Annotated in this window: 20 protein-coding genes, 1 tRNA gene and 1 pseudogene; 9 read left to right on the top strand and 13 right to left on the bottom strand. The window is 42.2% G+C overall.

Translation table 11 applies throughout. The features are described from left to right. Positions 1 to 238: 238 nt before the first annotated feature. Positions 239 to 315 (bottom strand) — tRNA-Met (locus IG80_RS0102795). A gap of 636 nt (positions 316 to 951) precedes the next feature. On the opposite strand from IG80_RS0102795, the gene IG80_RS0102790 reads away from it, so the two are divergent. Beyond that, entirely contained in the window at positions 952 to 1635 is a 684-nt protein-coding gene (locus tag IG80_RS0102790) for a hypothetical protein (RefSeq protein WP_032112491.1), read from the top strand. 22 nt (positions 1636 to 1657) lie between these two features. On the opposite strand, the gene mgtA is transcribed toward IG80_RS0102790, so the two are convergent. Next, positions 1658 to 4384, bottom strand: coding sequence for a magnesium-translocating P-type ATPase (gene mgtA, locus IG80_RS0102785; RefSeq protein WP_032113294.1), 2727 nt, complete (start codon positions 4382 to 4384; stop codon positions 1658 to 1660). A 333-nt stretch (positions 4385 to 4717) separates the two neighbouring features. Here mgtA and IG80_RS0102780 point away from each other — a divergent pair, with 333 nt between their 5' ends. The 6 genes from IG80_RS0102780 to IG80_RS0102755 all read left to right on the top strand — a co-directional run bounded on the left by IG80_RS0102780 (position 4718) and on the right by IG80_RS0102755 (position 9984). Next, entirely contained in the window at positions 4718 to 5437 is a 720-nt protein-coding gene (locus IG80_RS0102780; protein ID WP_032112490.1) for a cell division ATP-binding protein FtsE, read from the top strand. Between the two features lie 160 nt (positions 5438 to 5597). Next, entirely contained in the window at positions 5598 to 6482 is an 885-nt protein-coding gene (locus IG80_RS0102775) for a cell division protein FtsX (protein ID WP_032112489.1), read from the top strand. Next, complete coding sequence (locus tag IG80_RS12310) at positions 6475 to 7299, top strand: YdcF family protein (protein WP_034418704.1); 825 nt, start codon at positions 6475 to 6477, stop codon at positions 7297 to 7299. The genes IG80_RS0102775 and IG80_RS12310 overlap by 8 nt, the downstream gene beginning before the upstream one ends. A 60-nt stretch (positions 7300 to 7359) precedes the next feature. After that, positions 7360 to 8100 (top strand): lysophospholipid acyltransferase family protein, encoded by a 741-nt coding sequence (locus IG80_RS0102765; protein WP_032112488.1) that lies wholly within the window; start codon positions 7360 to 7362, stop codon positions 8098 to 8100. Then, complete coding sequence (locus IG80_RS0102760) at positions 8072 to 8860, top strand: DUF2125 domain-containing protein (protein WP_032112487.1); 789 nt, start codon at positions 8072 to 8074, stop codon at positions 8858 to 8860. The genes IG80_RS0102765 and IG80_RS0102760 overlap by 29 nt, the downstream gene beginning before the upstream one ends. Before the next feature lie 182 nt (positions 8861 to 9042). Then, a complete protein-coding gene (locus IG80_RS0102755) occupies positions 9043 to 9984 on the top strand; it encodes a tetratricopeptide repeat protein (RefSeq protein ID WP_032112486.1) in 942 nt (313 codons plus the stop codon). Between the two features lie 143 nt (positions 9985 to 10127). Here IG80_RS0102755 and hisC read toward each other — a convergent pair whose 3' ends face one another. From hisC to IG80_RS0102705, 11 genes are all read right to left on the bottom strand, one after another. Then, the gene (gene hisC, locus IG80_RS0102750; RefSeq protein ID WP_032112485.1) at positions 10128 to 11213 is read right to left on the bottom strand and encodes a histidinol-phosphate transaminase; all 1086 of its coding nucleotides are present in this window, start codon (positions 11211 to 11213) and stop codon (positions 10128 to 10130) included. Between the two features lie 2 nt (positions 11214 to 11215). Beyond that, positions 11216 to 11926 carry a class I SAM-dependent methyltransferase gene (locus tag IG80_RS0102745; protein ID WP_052045917.1) on the bottom strand — a complete coding sequence of 237 codons (711 nt, stop codon included), beginning with the start codon at positions 11924 to 11926 and terminating at the stop codon, positions 11216 to 11218. Between the two features lie 81 nt (positions 11927 to 12007). Further along, positions 12008 to 12565, bottom strand: coding sequence for an acyl-CoA thioesterase (locus tag IG80_RS0102740; protein ID WP_052045915.1), 558 nt, complete (start codon positions 12563 to 12565; stop codon positions 12008 to 12010). Between the two features lie 94 nt (positions 12566 to 12659). After that, positions 12660 to 13286: a dTMP kinase gene (gene tmk, locus IG80_RS0102735; protein ID WP_032112484.1), complete on the bottom strand. Its 627-nt coding sequence runs from the start codon at positions 13284 to 13286 to the stop codon at positions 12660 to 12662. Continuing rightward, a complete protein-coding gene (locus tag IG80_RS0102730; protein ID WP_052045913.1) occupies positions 13287 to 14579 on the bottom strand; it encodes a D-alanyl-D-alanine carboxypeptidase family protein in 1293 nt (430 codons plus the stop codon). A 12-nt stretch (positions 14580 to 14591) separates the two neighbouring features. After that, positions 14592 to 15662, bottom strand: coding sequence for a septal ring lytic transglycosylase RlpA family protein (locus IG80_RS16480; RefSeq protein ID WP_269517043.1), 1071 nt, complete (start codon positions 15660 to 15662; stop codon positions 14592 to 14594). Between the two features lie 238 nt (positions 15663 to 15900). Continuing rightward, positions 15901 to 17214: a hypothetical protein gene (locus IG80_RS0102720; protein WP_032112483.1), complete on the bottom strand. Its 1314-nt coding sequence runs from the start codon at positions 17212 to 17214 to the stop codon at positions 15901 to 15903. Further along, positions 17211 to 19121: an acetate--CoA ligase gene (gene acs / locus IG80_RS0102715; RefSeq protein ID WP_032112482.1), complete on the bottom strand. Its 1911-nt coding sequence runs from the start codon at positions 19119 to 19121 to the stop codon at positions 17211 to 17213. Before acs ends, IG80_RS0102720 begins: the two co-directional genes overlap by 4 nt. 515 nt (positions 19122 to 19636) lie before the next feature. Beyond that, positions 19637 to 19825 (bottom strand): hypothetical protein, encoded by a 189-nt coding sequence (locus IG80_RS14925; protein WP_156962005.1) that lies wholly within the window; start codon positions 19823 to 19825, stop codon positions 19637 to 19639. Continuing rightward, the gene (locus IG80_RS0102710; RefSeq protein WP_032112481.1) at positions 19809 to 20357 is read right to left on the bottom strand and encodes an ActR/PrrA/RegA family redox response regulator transcription factor; all 549 of its coding nucleotides are present in this window, start codon (positions 20355 to 20357) and stop codon (positions 19809 to 19811) included. Before IG80_RS0102710 ends, IG80_RS14925 begins: the two co-directional genes overlap by 17 nt. Beyond that, entirely contained in the window at positions 20350 to 21681 is a 1332-nt protein-coding gene (locus tag IG80_RS0102705; protein WP_052045909.1) for an ActS/PrrB/RegB family redox-sensitive histidine kinase, read from the bottom strand. Before IG80_RS0102705 ends, IG80_RS0102710 begins: the two co-directional genes overlap by 8 nt. Positions 21682 to 21731: 50 nt before the next feature. Between IG80_RS0102705 and IG80_RS0102700 the strand changes: the two genes are divergently transcribed. Together IG80_RS0102700 and IG80_RS15520 are read left to right on the top strand one after the other, a co-directional pair. Continuing rightward, positions 21732 to 22361, top strand: coding sequence for an SCO family protein (locus tag IG80_RS0102700; protein WP_032112480.1), 630 nt, complete (start codon positions 21732 to 21734; stop codon positions 22359 to 22361). 133 nt (positions 22362 to 22494) lie between these two features. Then, positions 22495 to 23058 (top strand): annotated as a pseudogene (locus IG80_RS15520) (polyhydroxyalkanoate depolymerase); the annotation flags it as partial.

The raw sequence follows: 23058 nt of genomic DNA, 5'->3' as shown, positions 1-23058 counted from the left end.
GGGATAATAAATCAATGACTTTAGCCGCGCTAAATCCAAATAGGGGATTGTTAACGGCACACGGAAATTCCCGTTGGGTCGTGTGCCAGCTTATCCTGTAATGTTGATGCTTTTCTTTCGCATATTTTATAATCTTTCGTAAGTACACTCAGTAGATTTAAATACTTTTTGGCAAAAGTCAAGATTGTTGAATTTTTAAGAGAATAAAGAGGGTAATTTTTTCAGAGGAATTTAGTATTGGTTGCGGGGGCAGGATTTGAACCTACGACCTTCAGGTTATGAGCCTGACGAGCTACCGGGCTGCTCTACCCCGCGTCAATAAAACTATTATATACACCAAAGTTATTAAGAATGCAAACATTATTTTTCTGAAGCTTAGAATAAAGTTGCTGAACAACCTCAAAAAGAGCCACTTGAAATGGGGGAAAATGATTCTCACATAACGACTTATAGTGTTTTTTAACATGATTATATCGAAAAATTGAATGAAAAAGATTCTTAAGCACATTGTTTTGCGGGCAACATTATTAAGCTCTATGGCCCAAAAAAGCCTATTAAGGAATCGCAGCTGCCTGAATTTATCAAAATCATCAATAATCAAACGCGACGGGAATGTACATATATTGGGTTGTGTAATAGTCCCATATATCAAGAGTCATTAGATGCATAATATGAAAAAATTAAGCGTATTTTAAATCTGACTAGCTTAATTGTTGAAAATAATGCAGTGTCGAATAATGTGCTCAGTACAACTAAAAAATTAAAGAAAAAAACAAAATACATCATTAGTTAAGTAACTAATATGCTTAATTTAAATAAAAATGATAACAATACCAAATGTTGTGGCAGCTTAGATATAAGAATACATCATAATTTTCAGCATATTCAGCTATCTTTAACCTTTGAGTGATATATCATTCCTATAGAAGCTCCAGGGTTATAGGTGAGGAAATGTCGAAAATTTTGATGATGATGAGTGCGAGTGCGGTATTAGCTACGACAGTCTATGCGGATTGTCCCGTTCTAGATTTAAATACCCTGCCAAACGCAGCTTGCTCTACGGAACGAGCTCCCTACAAAACGGGACCACTTTCTAAAATGAGTTATGTCTCCCATACGCCATGTCCTTCCGGTGTAGGATTGCGCAAAAAATTGCAAGGGATCTTTAATGGACCTAAATCCTATCCTGGACAAGAAGTGTCCAGAAGATCAGGGATAGTGAGTTGTATCTATAATCTCAATCAAGATTGGCAAAAGTTATTGGGGGTTAAGAATCAACATCTGGTCTTACAAGCTGAAATTGCCACACCCAATCAGGCCAATTATTTAACTTTTTTGCGCTGTCCTGTTTTAAGCCAAACTGCAGCTGAGTTGATTAACCACAATGAATCGATCGAAATCTATTCAACTCGTAATAGTAATGTCAGCTATGTCTTTAAGGCCATGCAATTAGAGCCCGCAGGGACTATATCGCGCTTTAAAAATTATGTGACAAGAGGCAATAATCAAAACCTTCAGGAACTTGGTAGCCAGCTGCAGGTTAAAAGACCATTTCAACAGCGTTGCGAATATAATCATAAAACAGGTGGTTCACCTCTGACACTGATTTTGGATGGGACTCAGGATGTAAAATAGGACTTCGGGATACCCAGAGAGTCTAATGATACCAGCCAAAGCGTTTCTGGTAGAAAGATTTAACCATTTGAACGGTGACCGCATATCCCAAAACAATGAAACCTAGCCAGATAGTAAAGGTGAGTGGCACTGGGATGAAATCAAGGGTCGCGGCAAAGCGACTATAAGGGAGATAAATCCCGATGGCGATGATGGCAAAGGTGGCCAGGAGAAGGGAGGGCGCCGCCGAGCTTTCAATAAAAGGAATTTTGCGAGTCCGAATTAAATGCACGATAAGCGTTTGGGTGACAATGCCCTCAATAAAAAATCCCGACTGGAAAAGGTTTTGATGCTCAAGAGAATTAGCGCCAAAGCCAAACCATAATGTTAAGATAGCCAAAATATCAAAAATAGAGCTTAAAGGACCAAAAATTAGCATAAATCGGAAGAGCTCTGGTGAATTCCAGTTGAGAGGTTTTATCAGCGCCTCTGCATCGACTCTATCAAAAGGGATGGCAATCTGTGAGGTATCATAAAGAAGGTTTTGCACCAACAGCTGTAAAGGCATAAGGGGCAAAAACGGCAGAAATATACTGGTGATTAAGATGGTGAACACATTTCCAAAGTTAGAGCTTATTGCCATTTTAAGATATTTCAAAAGATTGGCAAAGGTGCGGCGTCCCTCAAGTACGCCGGTCCCCAAAATCATTAGATTTTTTTCTAACATGATAATGTCGGCAGATTCTTTGGCAATGTCGACCGCAGAATCCACGGAAATACCAATGTCGGCAGCTTCCAGGGCATTAGCATCATTAATGCCATCTCCCATGAAACCAACAACCTCTCCGTTTTCTTTTAAAAGGCGGACGATACGTTCTTTATGAAGGGGGGAGAGTTTTGCGAAAACATTCAGGGATTTTGCTTTTTCTGCAAGCTCCCGATCGCTCAACGAATCCACCTCATGCCCTAGGAGGATCCCATGGAGGGGAAGACCGACGTCTTTACAAATTTTCTTGGTGACCAGTTCATTGTCACCAGTTAAGATTTTCACCTCAATGCCATGTTTCTTTAAAAATTGAATCGCAGGCGCGGCGGATTCTTTGGGGGGATCCAGAAAAGCGATATACCCCAGGAGTTCCAAATCTATTTCTGCATGGAGAGTGGTTGATCCCTCAATAATCTTTCGCGCTACCGCCACAATCCGTAAGCCTTCTTGGTTGAGTTTAGCAGTGACTTCCATGATTTGAGTTTTAATGGGAGGGGTCAATTTTTGCGATTGACCATCCTCATAAACGTGCGAGCAAACGGTGAGCATTTCTTCTAATGCTCCTTTACAAATGAGAATGTGATTCTGCTGTTGGTCTGCAACAATGACTGACATCCGGCGGCGCATAAAATCAAAAGGGATTTCATCAATCTTTTCATAATTCAGGCTGGGATCGAGCTTTTGGTTCACCTCTACATGTTCCAGTACGGCGACATCGAGTAGATTTTTAAGTCCTGTTTGGTGAAAGCTATTAAGATAGGCATATTCTAGGACGAGATCAGAATTTTCACCCCAGGCATCAGTATGGCGTTCTAGGAAAATCTTATTCTGCGTCAAAGTACCTGTTTTATCAGTGCACAAAACGGTCATGGCGCCAAAGCTTTGAATGGCATCCAGGTGTTTAACGATGACTTTTTGTTTCGACATAATAGTGGCGCCTTTGGCCAGTGTGGTGGTGACGATCATGGGGAGCATTTCCGGTGTTAAGCCAACAGCGACGGAAACGGCAAACAAAAATGCTTCAAACCAGTCATGCTTAGTAAATCCATTTATCAGCAGGATAATTGGCATCATGACAAGGGTGAATTGAATGAGAGTCCAGCTGATTTTATTGACACCGGTTTGAAAATTGGTTGGTGCTCTGCTGGAATCAGTCATGTGTTGCGTCAATTCTCCCAAAAATGTGCTTCTGCCCGTAGCAATAACAATTCCAAGGGCGGTGCCACTGATGACGTTTGTTCCCATATAGCAAATATTTTCTAAGTCAAAAATATTATCTGTTGCTTTACTGGTGACATATTTTTCCACAGGCATGGCTTCACCAGTCATGGAGGCTTGGTTAATAAATAAGTCTTTGCAAAATAAGATTCGGGTGTCAGCCGGAATCATATCTCCCGATGACAGATGGATGATATCGCCGGGCACAAGGTGATCGACATTCACCTCGTGTTTATGTTGGCTGATATTAAGAGTGCCAGCCTCCCTATGAATGAGTCGACGGATGACGGTAGCAGTTGTCTTCACCATAGCTTTCAATTGTTCGGCAGCACTGCTTGACCGACGCTCTTGCACAAAACGAATTAATGTGGACAAACAAATCATCATAACAATGACTGTCATCCCCGCAGTATCATCGGTCCAGTAGGAAATAACCACCATGAATGACAGCAATATATTGAAAGGAGTGCGATAGCATTCCCATAGCTGGCGCCACCAAGTAGGAGAGAGGTTACTGTCTAATTTATTAAGGCCAATGATGTCGCGAAGTTCATCGGCTTCGTCTTCAGTAAGTCCATCTAAGTTGCTGTTGAGCTGTTCTAGCAGCTGGGGTGTCTCCATAAATGCCGTTTTAATGAGCTGTGTTTTATAATTGTGAGAGATTTCATCTTTAGAGGGTTTTGTATTGAAAATTTCAAGAATATGGAGATAAACAAAGTACCTTTCCAGATATCTGTTACCCAGAATGAAAGCAAAAATCTTTTTTATTTGTTCAATAATTGCCATTATTCTTACCCATTTAGGATTAGCCTCTGTTAATATGAAAATGGCTTTGATAACGCCCCAAAAACCATTACCTTTTATGATAATAGTCTCACTAAAAAACTTAAAAAATACATAAAAATACATAAAGTATAGTAATTTTTTCACATAAATTTAACAGGGATTTAATGGAAAAAACAGGCAATATATTATTTATATTAATTTTTGTCATCCCCCCAGAGTCTGTGGTTTTGTAGAGAGGCGAACATAAAACACTCTTTTCCCAAATAAATACTGGATCTTGAGAGGAAAAAAAGCCAATATAGGAAAAAATAAGATAATAGATAGGGGGGAGGATTGACTACGACGCGTCGTCAATCTGTTGAGTTGGTTCGGTTTGATCATGTTGGTCTGGTATATCCAGGTGGAGCACCGGTCTTGCATGGGCTGAGTCAATCTTTTCATGTCGGTTCATTTACCTTCTTGACCGGCGTGAGTGGCGCAGGTAAAACCTCTCTCTTAAAACTTATCTATCGGGAAGCAAAGTCCACCGAAGGAACTGTTCGGGTTTTTGGTAAAGATGTCTCAAAGCTTAATCGGTCTGAATTACCTCAGTTCCGCCAGCGTATTGGTATCGTTTTTCAAGATTGCCGTTTATTTCCCCATTTAACGATTTTGGATAATGTGGCCTTAGCTCTTAAAATTACTGGTTCTGATATAAAATCCTCCCGTATTTATGCTAAAGAATTGCTCGACTGGGTTGGTTTAGGTCAACACATGAGCGACTATCCAGCGATCCTTTCAGATGGACAAAAACAACGCGTGGCCGTGGCGCGTGCAGTGATTGGTCGGCCACTCTTATTGTTGGCGGATGAACCTACCGGAAATCTTGACTATGAGGCTGGTTATCGATTGTTAAGATTGTTTGAGGAACTGAATAAAATTGGTACTACAGTGATTGTCGCAACGCACAATAAAAATTTGATTTCGGAGTTCTCTTATCCAGAATTAGAACTTTATCAGGGCCGTTTAATCAGTAGGGGACGTGAGGCGCTTAGAAAGTTACACTCATCGTGACTGAACCTACGAATTTCTCCCTGCCGATCTATGGGCTCAATTTTATCTTGGTGTTTCTTAAAGAGAGCCAGCTATTCGCGTGCTGTCAAAATAAAAGTTGCTGGCTATTTCGAGAGTCCAAGTCCGCATTTTCAATCATGATGAGTATAGAGTAATGCTAATGCTAGCCAAAAATAATATTGATGAAATTCCCATAAATCAAGATGCGGTGACGCGCTTTGTGCCTATGATCATGGCGCTTCTTGTTTTTCTGCTCAGCCTCGTGCTTGCGGGGGCGTTTTCTATCAGTTCTTCCTTGAAAAATTGGCATGTGGGGGCGAGTCACAAACTCACCATTGAAGTCCCCTTGCAGCATGAATTGGATCGGGAGCGGATGATTCCTAATATCGTCACTTTTCTTCAGTCTGTGCCTGGTATTAACCATGTTGAACCTATTAAGCATCAGCAGCTATTAAGTTTGCTTGAACCCTGGGTGGGTCAAGCAGAGATGTTAAGTGACGTTCCTGTTCCGGCATTGATTGATATTGATGTGGATCCCAATGCTCATTTAGAAGTACCGGAATTGATTCAAAAGTTGCGCCAATATGCGGCTGGGGTGCGTATTGAATCCCATAGCAGGTGGCTTGAAACCTTGTTAATTTTGCGAACCTCTTTACAAGTGGTGGCTTATCTTTTTGCATTGATTATAGCGATGACGGTTGCTATTACCGTAATGTTAGTGACAAAAGTAGGCCTTGCATCGCATTATCAAAGTATTGCTGTGTTACGACTCATGGGGGCTCACAATAGTTATATTGCTCGTAAATTTCAGGCCCACGCCTTAAAGCTCGCCTCTAAGGGGGCATTAATTGGTTTTTTGGCAGCGTTTCCGGTCCTTATTGGTCTGAACTATGTGACGTCAAATTTTGGGGTACCCGAGATGTTGCGGCCCACAGCAGATTTATCGCTTATAGCCTTGCTTGTGATTATCCCTTTTATTATTATTGGTCTTAGTATTTTAGTGGCGCGATTTGCCGTTTTAAAAACGTTGATAAAGCTTGATTAAGATTAACACAGTATTAAAAATTTTTCTGGGATCAGTGCTTAGTATTGTCGTTTTGTGGATTGCTGGGTTTCTTTTTTTTGTCTATTCGTTACCAATCCAACCATCAGACGATATAAATCGAGTTGATGCTATTGTTGTGTGGACAGGTGGTGGTTGCCGTATTGCGACAGGTCTAGAGTTACTTGCTGCTGGTGTTAGTGATAAATTATTTATTTCTGGCATTTCCGATATGTATCGCGACACCGAAACAACAGGTGAACAGAATAAGAATTCAAATCCTTCTCTATCAATTGACACGGTTTTTGCGTGGTCAGAAAAGCAACACCATCCTCAACACACTATAAATGAAGTTGCTGATCCTTTAGCAAAGCTACGCCTATGGGGAACCAAGGGATGGAATCCCTTAAGGGCATTTAAAAAAAGCTGTAATGAGTGTCAAATTGATTTAAGTCTTGATCAAATTAGTGAGCTCATGCAAAAAACTTACTTTGGCAGCCAGGCGAAAACCACCATCGGTAACGCGATTGAAACAGCTCGTTGGGCCAAATTGAATCGGATACAGTCTATTCGACTTGTGACATCTCCCATGCATATTCCGCGTAGTCTTGTAGAATGTCAGCGTTATTTATCCGATATTCAGGTGATTATCCATCCGGTCGAATTAAGCAAGTTTAATCACCGTCATTGGTATAAAGATTGGCGTATAGCTTATAAAATAGCGATAGAATATTCAAAATACTTGTCAGTATTACTGGGGGTTCGCATTCAACGACAGGAAAATTTATATGAGGAAAAAGAGGATAGTAAATCCAGGTAGAAAAGCTGATATTTTCGGTTAAACTTACTATAAATAGTATATCTTTAGAAAGAATTAATAATGAAATATATTCGCTCCTTCATCTTTGATGTTTATTTTTATGCAATTGGACTATTTTTTAGTATTTTTGGGCTGCCAATATTGTTAGGCCCGCAAAGGTGGTCCTATTATGTGTCACAAATTTGGGGCTATATGACGCTTGTGGGGGCTCGGTGGATATTGGGGTTGGATTGTAAAGTAGAAGGTCTTGAGAATTTACCCGAAAAACCCTACCTCATTGCATCGAAACATCAATCCGCATGGGAAACAGCAGCAATGTGCTATATTTTTCCAGGAGCTGTGTACGTTTTAAAAAAAGAACTGAAATATGTTCCTTTTTTTAACTGCCACTTTGCCAGGCAAAAGGTGATTGCTGTTGACCGTAAGCTAGGCAAACGTGCGATCGAACCTATGGTTGAGGCGGCTCAATTTCATAAAGAGGCAAAGCGCAACATCATTATTTATCCAGAAGGAACGCGTTCTGCTGTTGGTAAGGCTGGGCGTTACCGTGCGGGGGTTTTTGCTTTGCAAGAAGGATTAGACATCCCTGTCGTTCCTGTGGCATTAAATTCTGGTGTATTTTGGCCACGTCGCTGTTTTGTCAAAAAACCAGGTGTGGTGACGGTTTCGATCCTTCCAGCAATTAATCCCGGCTTAACGCGCGAAGAATTTATGGAAACTCTAGAAAGAGTTATTGAAACCAAGTCAAATCAACTCCTCGAAGAGATTAATTATGAGAACATGGTTGAAAAAAAATCTTAGCAAAATTGCCGCGATTATCGTATCTCTTACGGTTATTGCCATTGTGGTAGATGCGGTTCAGCACTATGCGGTTTTAAAGTTTACTGAGGGATGGCTGCAAAGCTGTGAAAGACGTCAGAATACCTTTGAGGCAAAATTAAATTTGTTGCCCTTAGGAAATGCGTCTGTTGACATTTTAAATCTCGTTTCAAAAGAGGATGACGAAATATTAACTGTCAAAAAGATACATTTGCGCAAAGGAATTTTTGACTTTAATCATTTTAATCTTACTGCAGAAGAAATAGTAGCTCCTTTCCTCTCAGCACAAATGCTGAGAGCTGTAGGCCAGCGGACGACTAATGAGACAGGACCAACTCTAACCTTTAATCCCATCACAATTAGTAATCTTGAAGTTGCAGCTCCTTTGGTTGCCCTTAAAGCGCAAAACGTTTTGGCAGATGCAGTGTATAAGGAAGGCGATTCTATTCTTACTCTAATAGTCACGGCGCCAAAAATTGCCGTGAATCAGAACGAGGCATTAGGCCTACAGATCTTCGGAAATTTGACAATGCACCCCCCGCATAATGGAGAGCTCACCTTTAAAGTGAAGGGCATTGAGGAATTTGCTGATATTGTTATTCAGTCTGGCTATCTTGACCCTAATAAAGGGCAAATCTTAAAGGTTGGTGGTCTGTTGCTGGGGGACGAAGAGGGCAACGTGCGCCTTAAGCTCCGTTTTAAAAATAATAATATCTTTTTAGGGCCACTTAAAATTCGTTAAATTTAATCCGCTAAGTGGAAATCTAGGGAGCTTGCTCCCGGGATGAAGAGCTAAAATGGGCATGAGCCCATTAATGTATTTAAGCAGGGCGTCCGAACTAAAAAATTCCTATCTCCGTAGCTTGCTGCAGGGATAGGAATTTTTAGGTCTGCGCAAATTTATATAATAAGGAGAATTTATATATGTTAAAAAAATGGGGATACTTTGTACTCTGCCTCAATTTAATGGGCATAATACCCACAGGAGCCGCTGAAATTGATGATTTTATTCAAGAAAATCCAGTCATACGTCAATTTTACAATGCTTTACGTGGTGATACACTTTGGCATCATGTCACACAGACTGCAACTCCGGAGCTAGAAGGAAAAACTTTAGTATTTGCATATAAAAATGATGATTTTGAATTTTTAGCTGCTGTAAAGAGTAAAGAGGAAATTAGGGTGCTTAAGAATAAAACGGGCTTTAAACGCACTTATAAATTTCATTCCTTTGTAAAAAATGGGCTTCCTATCTTGGTTTTTTTAAAGAAAAAGATAGAAAAATCTTTCTTGCATACCAAATTTGCTGAAACATGGGCTGATACTCTCATTGCTGAACCTTATAATCTTGCTCTTATTGAAAAGGCCAGAAGTGTTCTAATAAATGATCCATCACCCTTTTCTCCTTATATCGATAAGAGTATCCCTAGATTAAAAAAACTGGAAATAGATGTGTATTTCAACACGGGGGAGGAGGCTCTGCAACAAGGAAATATGTCAGAGGCATTAACATATTTCACCTTATCTTATAACGATGGCAATGTAAGGGCTGCCTATCTTCTTGGTAAGCTTTATGCTAATGGAACAGCTGAAATGGTACCTAATTATATAAAAGCAGCAAAATATTTTAGGGATGGTGCTGTTAATGGTGAAGCGGCAAGTCAATTCAGTTTTGGAATGTTATATTATAATAATAGTATTGCACGGATAGATCATGATTTTGAGAAAGCATTCTCTTGGTGTTTGTTAGCAGCCTTACAAGGCTATAAAGACGCTGTTAAATTTATTTATGAAAAGCAGGATGATTTCTTATCAATAGGAGAGTTTTTGACAGAGTTTTCGGTCAGGAAAGGCGAGAGAGCCTAACCTATATAGCCAACTAGGCGCCTTTTTGGCGTCTTTCCAGCACTTTGAAAAGCCTTCATTAGCTTTGTCTAGTGGCGGTTTTCAAAGCTTGAAAATACATCCAAAATGTCGCCATAACTTTGCATCAATCTATACTAGATTGGCTATATTCTTGCTTCTAACGCGTCACAAAGTTCGACCATCTCATCGGCGGTACCAATGGTAATTCGTAAGTGATTTGGCAGACCATAAGGGAGGACTGGTCGAACAAGAATCCCATTCTTACCGAGATGTTGGTAAGTCTCTTTTGCATTATGAGGGCCTGCTTCAGGGAATTCCACTGACACAAAATTTCCCCCACTTGGCAAGAAGCGATAGCTTTTTTCGTGGAGGAATTTTATGAAATTTTCCTTAATTTGCACCATTTTCTGGCGGACATTTTTTGCCCATTCCTGATCGCCTATTGCTGCTATTCCTGCAATTTGGGCGAGCTTATTAACGTTAAATGGCGGACGGATTCGGTTAAGAAGATGAATCACATCCACTGAACTATAACACCATCCAAGACGTAAACTTGCTAAGCCATAGAGTTTTGAAAAGGTACGCGTAATAATTAGATTTGGGTGTTTTTCCACCAATTCAAATCCACTGGTATAATCATCTGCCTCTTCAAGATAATCAGCATAAGCAGCATCAAGAACGATAATAATATGGGGAGGGGTTTGTTCAATTAATCGGCGTAGCTTGCCTTTATCTAGATAAGTGCCAAGGGGGTTAGCCGGATTATCGAGATAGATGATTTTTGTGCGAGGGGTGATTGAGCTTAAAATCGCCTCTATTTCACTTATGTAATTAGGCTGAGGCGCATAAACAAGGGTAGCACCCACACTCATTGCCGCGATGCGGTAAACTTGAAACCCATAATGGGGCGAGATAACTTCGTCCCCAGGGCCGGCAAAACAGCGTGCCACAAGATGGAGAATATCCTCAGACCCATTGCCACACAAAATTTGTTGGGGATCGAGGAGAAAGTGGTTGGCGATTGCCTGCTTTAGGCTGGCCGCCCCACCACTCGGATAGCTATGAATATGATGAATATGAGCTTTTAACGTATCACTTACTTGGGGAGAGCAGCCATAAGGGTTCTCATTGGAGGCTAGGACAATCCGACGTGACATTCCTTCTGGTGTAATATCGCCGCCAACATAGGGGGTAATCTTATAAATACTCGGATGCGCTTTAATTGTCATTATTACACTCGTGAGGGTTTGGGGCGTGCTAAAATTAAAGGAGAGCTTTTTTGCAGATAATTGCAATAAACTTGTTTGCTGGCTTCAATACAGACGAGACCTGAAAATTTAGCTAAAATTGTCGGCCCAATTTTTTCGAGTAATTTAGAGATGTTTCTTGCAAAATGGGAGGGGCTTGGCAGGCTATAAAGTGTGCGCCTAGAGCGAAGAGGAGTAAATTGATTTTCTTTCAAAATACGAGAAAGCTGCGTCATCGTGTAAGGATTGCCATGACCAAAAGGGGTGTCATCAATTTGCGCCCACAAACCTCGTCTGTTAGGCACAATCACCAAGAGCCGCCCATTGCTAGCCAAGATACGCCATAGCTCTCGTAAATAAGGTCGAGCGTGTTCTGCATGCTCAAGAGAGTGAATGAGAAGGATACGATCAACAGATTCGCTGGGGAGGGGTAACGCATCTTCATTAATTAAGCAGCAACTATTTTTTTCCTCACTCGGCCAATGGAGGATTCCTTGCTGAGCTGCCATAAACACAAGAGAGCGATGAATGCTGTCGGAGGTAGGCATAAAGGGAAGAGGATAGCCGAGGCCAAGAAATGTCTCTATGGCAATTTCTGGCCATAACTCAGTGAGAGTTGCCCTAATTGTGGAGGCCGTTGAGTGACCTAAGGGACTTGCATAAAAATCAATAAGGTCGACAATGTCTTGGGCCATTCTCTTATTTTATTCCACACGTCATGAGTATACCATAAGTTACATTCTTTATTCTGAGGCTTTTTGCCCAAAAAATAAACGTTATTCTTTTCTGGCAGATGTCTTGCAATGAATCTGCGTTGTTTTTGCGATATAAGAGAGCCATATTTCAGTTTCATGGTGTAGGGTTGGAGATGTTTCAAAGTCTATATCCATGGCTTTGAGAATTTCTGATATCAAAATGGGCCCTTTTTTATCGCGAAATATACCCCGGATAATTGCAACAGCATAAAGCTTGCCATTTTTTTCAAAACGTTGTGTCATTATATACCACTTGCCATTCCAACTCTCTAAAGTTGTTTGCAGGGTATAAGTTTCAAAAAGAGTGAGAGGACGGAAATAACAAATTTGACTGGCACTTACGACAGGGAACCATTTGTTGCGCAGGATGACTTTTAAAAGGCCTGTTTTCATCATGTAATCAATACGCCCAAGATCCATAATGGTCAGATAACGACCATTATTCATATGCCAATTCAAATCAAGATCATTGGGAAGAACGGTTAAGTTAATACTGGTCGTTTCTTTAATATGAACAGATTTTGTCCGCGAAAAGAACGATTTAACATATAAAATAAGTAATCTAATATATAAGTTCATTCTATATACTTATACTATAAGGCTTAATAACTAATAAAATAGAATGAGAGGGGAAAATGAAAAGAGACATATTTTTTATTTGTGAGCCATTTTGCTAAGAAATTATAAACTTAGCAACTTCCTTTATCGTCAGTTTTTGAATCTCCGATACGGTGCCGGTAGCATCAATAATACGGCATCGATCGGGATTTTCGCGAGCAATTTCTAAATATCCTTGACGCATACGATTGTGAAATTCAAGTTGCATATTTTCAAATCGATTTTCACTGGTATGGCGTTGCAAGGATCGCTTAATTCCAATCACGGGATCAAGATCGAAGACGAAGGTAAGATCTGGTATATGGGAAGAAAAGAGTTGCTGGTTGAGGGTTTTGATGAAGGTCAAGTCAGCACCATGACCATATCCTTGATAGGCAATAGTAGAATCAGTAAAGCGATCGCAAATAACCCACTTCCCTGCATTTAAGGCAGGCAGAATCACTTTTTGCCAATGGTCTAGCCGCGCTGCATTTAACAGTAAAACTTCGGACAAGGGAGACCAACGACCAGTTGTGCCAGAAACGAGAAGAGCCCGGATGAGTTCTGCTCCTTCTGTGCCACCGGGTTCACGTGTAATGGTAACGGTGATACCCTGGTCGCGTAAATAATCCGCTAAAAGGTGACTTTGAGTGGATTTGCCAGTCCCTTCGCCGCCTTCAAAGGTGATAAACTTGCTCTGCATTTATGCTTTTCCCCAAATCAAATAGGTGATGGAAGCAATGATGCGTTTGAAGAAACCTGCTTTTTTAACTTCACTTGCTGTGATAAGCGGAAATTCTAAAGGTGTTTCTAGCGTTGGAGCTGTTACAAGGACCTTGCCGACCTCTTGCCCTGCGGTTAAGGGGGCGCTTAAAGGACGGTCGTAGACCACCTCAACTTTGGCATCTTTTCTAGCCGCTTGCGGAATGGTGATCCGGCAATCTTTGGCAACGGTCAGAGGAACCGTTTCTTCTGAGCCAAGCCATACGGGAGCTGTTTCAACAACCTGACCCGCTTTAAAGAGGCGAATGCTGGCAAAATTTTTCATTGCCCACGTCATTAATTTAGTGGCTTCTTCGGCGCGTGCTTTCATCGTTGGCAAACCATTAATGACAAGGTTAAAACGCTTTTCTGTTCCTTCTGGTTCAATTTCTTTGGCCGACGCGACGAGACCATATTGACCAGTATCTGTAAAACCAGTTTTAAGACCATCAGAGCCACTATTGTTGAACAAAAGTGGATTCCGGTTTGGCTGCGTGATGTTGTTGTAAGTAAACTCTTTTTCACCAAACAAAGAATAGTGGTGGGGATAATCATCAATGAGGCGCTGCGCGATAAGACTCAGATCCCGCACCGTTGTGAGATGCTCAGGATCTGGCCAACCGCTGGCATTTTTAAAGGTTGTATGAAGGGCGCCAAGCTCACGGGCACGTTGTGTCATCTCGGCGGCAAAGACCTCTTCGCTGCCAGAAACACCTTCGGCAAGGGCCACGCACGCATCATTCCCAGATTGAATGATAACGCCATGCAACAAATCATCAACACTGACCAGACTGTCGACTCCCACAAACATTTTCGAGCCACCCATTTTCCAGGCTTTTGAGCTGACCATGAGAGGGGTGTCCAGCCTCAGCGAGCCATCTTTCAAGTGATCAAAAATCATATAGGCCGTCATGATTTTGGTCATAGAGGAAGGATAAACGAGCTCATCGGCATTTTTCTCTAAGATCACCCGGCCTGTATAATGGTCGATTACAATTGCTTGAGCTGCTGTTGTATTGATCTTAACGGAAGCAGCAATCACAGGAGGCAGATTAGGATTGTTGGTTGCCAGCGTAATGGCTGGGGGAGAGGCAGGTGCTTCAACTTTTTGCGACTCTTTTGCTTCGATTTTTTGCGGTGCTTTAAGTGCTTTTTTGTGATTCTTAGGAGCAGCCAAACATGCAGATGTCAGAAGAGAAAGAGAGAAAAGAGTAAAAAGTATTTTCCGAGTCATTGTCATGTTCCTTTAATTTGCTGTCAAAGTCACGCCATGATAGCCATTACGGACAACTGTTTCCATAACTTTTTGTGCTTGTTTTTTGGAAGCGTATGGACCCAGCTTGACAGTGAAAAATTGCTGGCCACGCACAGCTTTTGAGAGGGCGACAGCCACTTTGCCGTGGTGGCGTAAATTTTGTTGGGTTTTGAGGGCGTTTTGCTTTTGCACAAAACTACCAACCTGAATATAATGGATGCCGTTTGACGGCTGAGATGCCACCGGGGCTGAGACGCGAATAGGTTGGGCTTTTGTTGTGCGCGCAAGAACTGGTGTTTCTTGGGCGGCTTCATTCAGGAGCGCTTCAAACCCGTCGTTATTTACTTTTTTCGTATAGGTTAGCTGTGTTGTTGGAGGCTTAATCGGTTCAGAAGTAGGCTTGTTAAGCACGGCCAAGGTTGCTGCAACCTCTATGTCTGTTTCAGGTTGATAGACGGTTTGGCTAACTTTAGGCTCAGTATGATCTAAATATTGATGATGATTTTCGGCAATTTCATCGCGGTAAATTTGATCCCAAGCACGCCCGGAAGGGTCCATCCCATAGCGCCCATATTGTTTGAGATAGTTGGCAAGAGCAACGCTTTGTTCTGGCAGTGCTTTAACCCGAACATTTCCCAGTCCTTTACCGTGAGTGCCAAGTTCAATCGCTGCTTTTTTGGACAGATCAATAATGCGATCATCAACAAAAGGTCCACGGTCGTTAATTACTAAGTGCAGACTTTTGCCATTGTCAGTGTTCGTCACTTCAACGACGGAAGGAATAGGAAGTGTTTTGTGGGCCGCTGTATAACTATGCATATCATATTTTGAGCCGCAAGAGCCAGGGCGTTGGTGAAAGCCCGGACCATACCAGGAGGCCACACCCGACTCCTCATAATCGTAGTGATCTTGTGGTGTATAGCGGACGCCTTTAATTTCATAAGGTTTTTTGGTGCCGCTGCAAAGTTCTTTTGCCGGTGTTTTTTTGACAGGTGTAGAAGCACAACCGCTTAAGAGTAAGCCGGCTCCTAAAACAACACACATGAGAAAAAGCACCTTCATTGTCATTTTTGGACAAGGGTTTGATTTTTTTGGTGCCGGGGGCATCCCCTCTTGATAAGGTTTTAGTGAGTGATATTTTTTAGGTATAAAAGGCATCAGAGTGCCATCAAACAAACATTTCTTGCAATAACGAAGCCATGGATAAAATTTTTTCATACTTAATAAGCGAGATGGGGTATTTTTTACTTCTTTTTACGAAGATAAAATTTTTTTCTGCAACACTCAAGAGTTTTGATCATTAACTTTGCCTTTTTAATGGGGGAGGTAGAAAATCTGCAGCAGTAAAGATAATTTCATTACCCGTCCGATAGTCCAAATTGTTTTTGTAGATTTCTGTAATTTTATTTTTCAACTCAAGAGCTATTGGCTGCACAGCGCTGTCTGGTAGCTGTTGGATAGCGTTTGTCAGACTGATGAGAGACGCAATATCGATTTTTTCTGATTTTAAAAAGGTTTTTAATATCAATGACTTTTCTGCCTCAAGGGTTTGGAATGTTTTAAAGAGAGGTAATTTATCAGACTCAGGGGAGGAGGTTGCAAGCAGATCCTGGGCTAGCTTTAAGGCTAAGGGCGCTATATCTTTATGAATATCTTTTTCCCGGCGTAAGTAAAATCCCTGACCGTTCCAAAAATACTCAAAAGTATGCGAAAGGTGAGAGCACCAATCACCAAGGCCTCTAGGTTCTGGCTTAATAAACATTACTACTTTACCATCTAAAGTTTTGACTTTACCAATAAGGAGATGCTCCATAGCAAAAGGAAAATAAGGCATGGAGTGTTCCGACGGACCGAAACGGCAGTCAATCCCAAACTGATACTCTGTCCTCTCCACAAAATGGCTGCTTAAATCTATCCAAGTCCACCCTTTACCTGTCCGTGAATAAGCTCGATTGCTGGCGAAAAGAGGATTTTTGCAGGCAATAAAGCTCTCCCAATCCGCACATCCTGACACGTCTAAAGCATAACATTTAAAAAAATTCAGGAGGGGAATAGACTCTAAATCAGGTATAATAATCGCCCCCCGATCAACAATATCGCCCCGTTTATAGGCTTTATCGATAAGCGCCCATAACACGCAGGTGATCGATTCAAGATAAGCACGTTGTTTGGTGAGTGTGGTCTCGTCTGGACCTATTAACAGAGATATTCCCCCAAATGTGAGACCATGTGGTAAATAATGAGAGCTATAGTCTCCATAGTTTTGGAACAGCTTGAATTCATGCTCAAATGCTTGGTCCGTCGTATAAATATGAGTTAAGATGCGATGGCCTTTTTCAATAAGCTGTGCATACAAATCTTTCATATCATTGGCTGGCGGATTGGAGTGATGATAGGTAAAAGGAGATTTTTCATCTTCGCGATGGAGTAAATCACGACAAACATCTTCTACCAACTCGCGGGTGAGGATAATGCTATCCGACCTGCTATTTTTTAAGGAAGATAGCCCAATTTCCTCATTATTATCCTTATTCTCATTAGCAAAAGTAGGAGAGAGAGATCCCGAGCTAACACAAGCGATGATCAGAAACAACGAACAGAGAGAAAAAGTCATTGTGGTTTCTTCGCTTCTTTGATGAGAGTTCCAATAATAGAGGGGTCGAGGAGAGTAGAGATATCGCCAAAATTATCCAGATCGTTGGCGGCAATTTTTCGTAAGATACGGCGCATCACCTTGCCAGATCGAGTTTTTGGTAAGCCGCTGGTTATCTGAATGTGATCAATGGTCGCAATGGGGCCAATGTGGCTTCTCACCCACTGAACCAGAATTGCTTCAATATTGGGATGCAATTTGTCTGACTCTAAAACGACATAGGCGTAAATTCCTTGCCCTTTGATTGAATGAGGCCAACCCACAACAGCAGACTCAACCACCGATCCATGAGAATTGAGAGCAGATTCAATTTCAGCTGTGCCAATGCGATGACCAGAAACGTTAATGACATCATCGACACGTCCTGTAATCCAGTAATAACCCTCGCTATCGCGTAAACATCCATCGCCGGTGGTGTAGTAACCACGATAGGTTTTAAAGTAGGTATCGATGAAGCGTTGGTGATCATTATAAAGGGTACGGGCTTGTCCAGGCCAAGAGTCAGTGATAATTAAATTACCGCTGGCTTCGCCGTCAAGGAAATTCCCATCGGCATCAACAATGGTTGGCTGGATGCCATAAAAAGGGAGAGTCGCTGACCCTGGCTTAAGGGGAATAACGTGGGGTAATGCTGAAATCATAATGCCGCCGGTTTCCGTTTGCCACCAGGTATCAACCAGGGGGCGGGCCCCAAACCCAACCTGTTGGTAATACCATTCCCAAGAGGTGGGATCAATTGGCTCCCCCACAGAGCCTAAGACCTTAAGTGAATTCCGATGAGTTGTTTTTAAGTAATCTTCGCCTAATCGAATAAGAGAGCGAATCGCTGTAGGCGCTGTATAAAAGAGCGACACCTTATGTTTATCGATGATTTGCCAGAAACGCTCAGGGGTGGGGTAGGTGGGGATCCCCTCAAACATCACAGTTGTCGCTCCATTAGCTAAAGGACCGTAGAGCACATAACTGTGACCTGTGACCCAACCAATATCAGCGGTGCACCAGTGAATATCCTCGGGGGTATAGTTAAAGATATGCTCGAAGGTCATAGCGGCGTATAAAAGATACCCACCCGAGGTATGGAGCACGCCCTTTGGTTTGCCAGTGGAGCCAGAGGTATAAAGCGTAAACAGAGGGTCTTCCGCACTCACAGGGGTCACTGGACAATTGGTTGATTGGTTTTGAAGTAGCTCATGATACCAAACATCGCGTCCCGCAATCCAAGGCGTGTTTGCCTCAGCTCTTTGCACGACAATAAGGTTGGTAACGGATTCGGTGCCCTCAAGGTTTAAGGAGCTATCAACGTTTTCTTTAAAGGGGAGCTGTTTGCCACCCCGGATGGCTACATTGGAAGTAATGACAAGTTTGGGCTGACAATCGCTGATGCGACTGGCCAAAGACTCGGGCGAGAATCCCCCGAAAACGACAGAATGGACAGCGCCGATGCGAGCGCAGGCAAGCATAGCCACGGCTGCTTCGGGGATCATTGGCAGGTAAATAACCACCCGATCTCCCTTTTTCACACCAAGGTTTTTAAACCCATTAGCGAGGCGAGACACTTCGGTATGCAATTCTTTGTAAGTAAGAGTTTTTGAGTCGTCAGGACTATCCCCTTCCCAAATAATGGCAGCTTTATCTCCCAGGGCATCAAGATGGCGGTCGAGACAGTTCTCAGCTACATTCAATACCCCATCTTCATACCAGCGAATATAAAAATTTTCGGGGTCAAAGGAAATATTTTTAGCTTTTGTATAAGGCTTAATCCACGAAAGGCGCTTGCCCTCTTCAAACCAAAATTTTTCTGGATCGCTGACCGATAATTCATACCTTTTCTTATAGTCAGCTAGGGTTTTTGCTTGGGCAATTGGCATAATACACTCATTAATTTAAAGCTTTATTATAATTTTGTGCGAAATTTTATATAAGTAGCAAGTAAAAATATGGGGAAGTGTTTTAGAAGGGAGAAGGAGAGAAGCATGACAAAGACTCCTATCATTAATATTCTCGAAGTCTATCAGTTCAATACCAAATAAAAGCTTAATAATTATAGCCAATCTAGTATAGATTGGTGTAAAGTTATATCGACATTTTGGATGTATTTTCAAGCTTTGAAAACCGCCACTAGACAAAGCTAATGAAGGCTTTTCAAAGCGCTGGAAAGACGCCAAAAGGGCGCACAGAAAATGGGTCAATCTATACTAGATTGGCTATAAAGGCAAGAGGGCAGAGAATTTAAGGGTGGTTAAGAAGGAACCGAGAGCAAGAAAGTGATGTGGTAGAAAATAAACATGAACTTATTGGTAGAGGGCTTCGTCTCAAAACTCACCCCCGTGTATTCATGCTTTTTTCCTTTTAGATCTTTCTCACTAACTTAAGGAAGGTGAGTTTACTCACTCCCTCCTCTCACAATCTCAAGATCCGTAAAGTGTTGTTTTTGTTGATGTGACAGCATATTACGTTGTTGTTGCTGCTGTAATTGTTGTTTTTTAAATTTTATCACCTGATTAACTGGGTATATTGCGGTGCTAAGAGACTGGATGGGAAGCCTCACGCCAAACCTAGAACCTTGGGGCATGTTTGGCAAGGATCCGCTGGAGCGTGCGGCGATGCATTTTCAGACGTCGAGCTGTTTCGGAGACGTTATTCTGACATTCGGCAAAAACGCGCCGGATATGCTCCCACTTTACTCGGTCTGGGGACATGGGGTCTTCTGGAGGCGGTGGGGGATTATCAGTTCGGTTTTTAAGAGCACGCTCAATCTCATCCGCATCGGCTGGTTTGGGGAGATAGTCCACTGCCCCGTGTTTAATTGCCGCGACAGCGGTAGCGATGTTGCCATAACCGGTCAAGATGATAATTCGAATGTCGGGGTTGCTCGCTTTAATACTTTCCACCAGATCCAGGCCGTAACCATCGGTGAGCTTGAGGTCTAAAATTGCATAATCAAAGGATTGTTGCCGCAATTGAAAGCGCGTAGTCGCCAGACTATCCGCAGTTGTCACCTGAAAACCCCTGCGTGTCATGGTACGCGATAATCTTTCTCGCAAGTGCAAGTCATCATCCACAATTAAGAGACGATTTTGATCATTCAAAATTTGTTCAGACATCCAGGTTCTTTCTCACTTCTATTGGTAGTTGAATCTCACATCGGGCGCCGTTTTGATTTTTAAAATAAAGGGTTCCACCAATTTTTGCCAGCAAAGCTTGTGCGATAAAAAGTCCCAGGCCTAAATGATACCTAGCTTCAGCGCTTGATCTGCCAGAAACATACGGTTCGCCTAAGCGACCAAGGATTGACTCTGGATACCCAGGACCATTATCAGCAATGATGATATGAATTGCTCGCTCGTCCCAATTCACCTCAATGCTTAAGGATGATTGAGCAAACTGCCAGCCATTTTGCAGGATGTTATTGAGCCCATGCACCAGCTCTGGTGTTAGCTGCAAAATCGGTTCGGGTGGCGGAGAGCTAACATTAATGACTAGATGTTTCTCTTCATTTTCTGGTAACCTTGTCGCGATCAACTGGAGTGCCGCTTTAACGGGTAAGGCATCATAGGGAAGTGTTTTCTCCCCGGCAAAGTTCTGAGCCAACTCCACTAGAATCTGACGGCAATGTTTTACCTGATCTCCAATTAATTGTAAATCGAGATGGTGCGGCGTTTCCTCTAATAAATCTTGAGTAATCAATGAGATAGTCGTAAGCGGTGACCCCAGCTCATGGGCGGCGGCTGCTGCAAGAGCTCCTAAAGAAGCAAGACGTTGCTCCCGTGCCAACGCGAGGTTGCTCGCGTGGAGAGCTTCTGATAAACGGCGACCTTCTTGCGCCACGCGCTCAATATAAAGGGCGATAAAAACAATTGCCGTACTAAGGGCAATCCCAATGCTAAGCTTTAACGCAAGGGGCAGCTCAAGGCCGTGGGTCTCCCAGGGAAGAGGATAGGGGGAGACAGCCAAAACCCCAATCGCCCCAAGAGCTGAGAGATAAAGAATTAGTGATTTTTTGGGTGGCAAAAATCCCGCAGCGACAACGACTGGGGCGAGTAATAAGACTCCAAAGGGATTATTCAGTCCGCCGGTCAAGTAAAGCACCGTGGTTAATTGTCCTAAATCGTAGAGCAGATAAGCGGCAGCTTGACCCTCAGGAATGAGATTTCCTTTGGCGCGCACCAGGCTGAAAAGCCCATTAATTAAGAGGGACAAAAGCAGGACAATCGCTAAACTTTTTATCGGCATAGTAAAGCCAAGGCTGTAATAAACAACCAGAATGGTGACAAGTTGACCCGCAACCGCAATCCATCTTAAGGATATAAGGAGTTGGATAGGAATAGCACTAAAGTTCATTGGACTTGACTCACACTCTCGATAGTTTAATGTGACATTACTTAAGGGACAAGTTTTAGGAAATAGAAAATATTTGCTGGCTATCATTCTTTAGTTTGACCCTTGCACGATACTACTCAATTATAGGAGACAAAACGATGAATTTAAAATACCTTCGGTTGGGGATTTTGGGTTTGTCCTTGGGGCTGGGTGTTTTGGCGGCATTCACTTATTATTTTAAAGTAACTCCCAAAAGTTACGCGAGCGCTGAGACGACCAAATCATTACCCAATTTAGGTGGTCCTTTTAAGTTGAATGACCAATTTGGCAAGATACGCACCAATGACGAGTTCAAAGGTAAGTTTATGTTGCTGTATTTTGGCTATACCTTTTGTCCAGATGTTTGTCCTTTGGGTTTACAAAATATCGGGGAAGCCTTGCGGTTGCTTGGCCGCGATATTGACCAGGTGGTACCCCTTTTTATCACCATCGACCCTGAGCGCGATACGGTAGAGAATCTTAAAATTTATGCGACAAATTGGCATAGTTCATTTGTTTTTCTGACAGGAACGCACCCAGAGCTTGATCCTGTATTAAAGGCTTATAAGGTTTATGCAGCTAAAGCCAAACCAGATGGAACGATGGCGGATTATTTGATGGATCACAGTGCTCTTGTGTATTTAGTTGACCGGAATGGCAAGTTTGTTGATTATTTTCCTCATACGACAAATCCAGCACAAATGGCTAAGCTGATTCAAAAACAGCTTATATTATCTCCCTCAAAATAACTTCTCAGGGACTTTAAGTCCCTCCCCATTTATCATTTCTTTACTTTCCCTCCCTTATTCTAGGTTCTGTAAATTTGTGTATAAACTAGGCCAACTAGCATTTTATATTTTTTGGGTGAGGGAAATTTTGTCAATGCTTTATCATTTATATGAATTGAAAAATGCGGCATTACTTCCGGCTCACGCCTGGTCCGAAGCGATTGATCTTTTAATGAGTGGGGTGCCTAATGAGATGAACCCTTATGGGAGTTTAATTTCTGCTTCCACAAAAATAATTGAACGAACAACTCGCATTTTTACAAAGCCTGATTTTGGCTTTTCAGAAGTTGAACGTCAGGGCGTGCCCCTTCAGATCAAAGAAATAGAGGTGATGATTAAGCCCTTTTGCCGCTTAAAATATTTTCAACGTTTACAAGATGGCACGCCCCGCACATTTGACGATCCCAAAGTATTGATTGTTGCCCCGCTTTCTGGTCACTTTGCAACCTTATTAAGGGATACAGTGCGGGCGATGTTACCAGATCATGAGGTCTATATTACCGATTGGATTGATGCCAGCCGAATTCCTTTAAAAGAGGGGACTTTTAATCTGCAGCATTATATTGACTATTTGTTGGATTTTATAAGGTATTTGGGACAAAAAGTGCATGTTATTGCGGTGTGCCAGCCGTCAGTTCCCGTGCTTTGCGCTGCGTCA

It is taken from the genome of Candidatus Paracaedibacter symbiosus, from assembly GCF_000757605.1.
GTDB classification, from domain to species: Bacteria; Pseudomonadota; Alphaproteobacteria; order Paracaedibacterales; family Paracaedibacteraceae; genus Paracaedibacter_A; species Paracaedibacter_A symbiosus.
The sequence above is the reverse complement of the archived record's forward strand: the minus strand, read 5'-3'. Positions and strand labels throughout refer to the sequence as shown.

Coding starts and splice junctions, on each gene's coding strand:
- IG80_RS0102790 (WP_032112491.1), top strand. CDS start 952: ATGTCGAAAATTTTGATGATGATGAGTGCGAGTGCGGTATTAGCTACG.
- mgtA (WP_032113294.1), bottom strand. CDS start 4,384: ATGGCAATTATTGAACAAATAAAAAAGATTTTTGCTTTCATTCTGGGT.
- IG80_RS0102775 (WP_032112489.1), top strand. CDS start 5,598: ATGCTAGCCAAAAATAATATTGATGAAATTCCCATAAATCAAGATGCG.
- IG80_RS0102765 (WP_032112488.1), top strand. CDS start 7,360: ATGAAATATATTCGCTCCTTCATCTTTGATGTTTATTTTTATGCAATT.
- IG80_RS0102760 (WP_032112487.1), top strand. CDS start 8,072: ATGAGAACATGGTTGAAAAAAAATCTTAGCAAAATTGCCGCGATTATC.
- IG80_RS0102755 (WP_032112486.1), top strand. CDS start 9,043: ATGTTAAAAAAATGGGGATACTTTGTACTCTGCCTCAATTTAATGGGC.
- hisC (WP_032112485.1), bottom strand. CDS start 11,213: ATGACAATTAAAGCGCATCCGAGTATTTATAAGATTACCCCCTATGTT.
- IG80_RS0102745 (WP_052045917.1), bottom strand. CDS start 11,926: ATGGCCCAAGACATTGTCGACCTTATTGATTTTTATGCAAGTCCCTTA.
- IG80_RS0102740 (WP_052045915.1), bottom strand. CDS start 12,565: ATGAACTTATATATTAGATTACTTATTTTATATGTTAAATCGTTCTTT.
- tmk (WP_032112484.1), bottom strand. CDS start 13,286: ATGCAGAGCAAGTTTATCACCTTTGAAGGCGGCGAAGGGACTGGCAAA.
- IG80_RS0102730 (WP_052045913.1), bottom strand. CDS start 14,579: ATGACTCGGAAAATACTTTTTACTCTTTTCTCTCTTTCTCTTCTGACA.
- IG80_RS16480 (WP_269517043.1), bottom strand. CDS start 15,662: ATGAAGGTGCTTTTTCTCATGTGTGTTGTTTTAGGAGCCGGCTTACTC.
- IG80_RS0102720 (WP_032112483.1), bottom strand. CDS start 17,214: ATGACTTTTTCTCTCTGTTCGTTGTTTCTGATCATCGCTTGTGTTAGC.
- acs (WP_032112482.1), bottom strand. CDS start 19,121: ATGCCAATTGCCCAAGCAAAAACCCTAGCTGACTATAAGAAAAGGTAT.
- IG80_RS14925 (WP_156962005.1), bottom strand. CDS start 19,825: ATGCCCCAAGGTTCTAGGTTTGGCGTGAGGCTTCCCATCCAGTCTCTT.
- IG80_RS0102710 (WP_032112481.1), bottom strand. CDS start 20,357: ATGTCTGAACAAATTTTGAATGATCAAAATCGTCTCTTAATTGTGGAT.
- IG80_RS0102705 (WP_052045909.1), bottom strand. CDS start 21,681: ATGATAGCCAGCAAATATTTTCTATTTCCTAAAACTTGTCCCTTAAGT.
- IG80_RS0102700 (WP_032112480.1), top strand. CDS start 21,732: ATGAATTTAAAATACCTTCGGTTGGGGATTTTGGGTTTGTCCTTGGGG.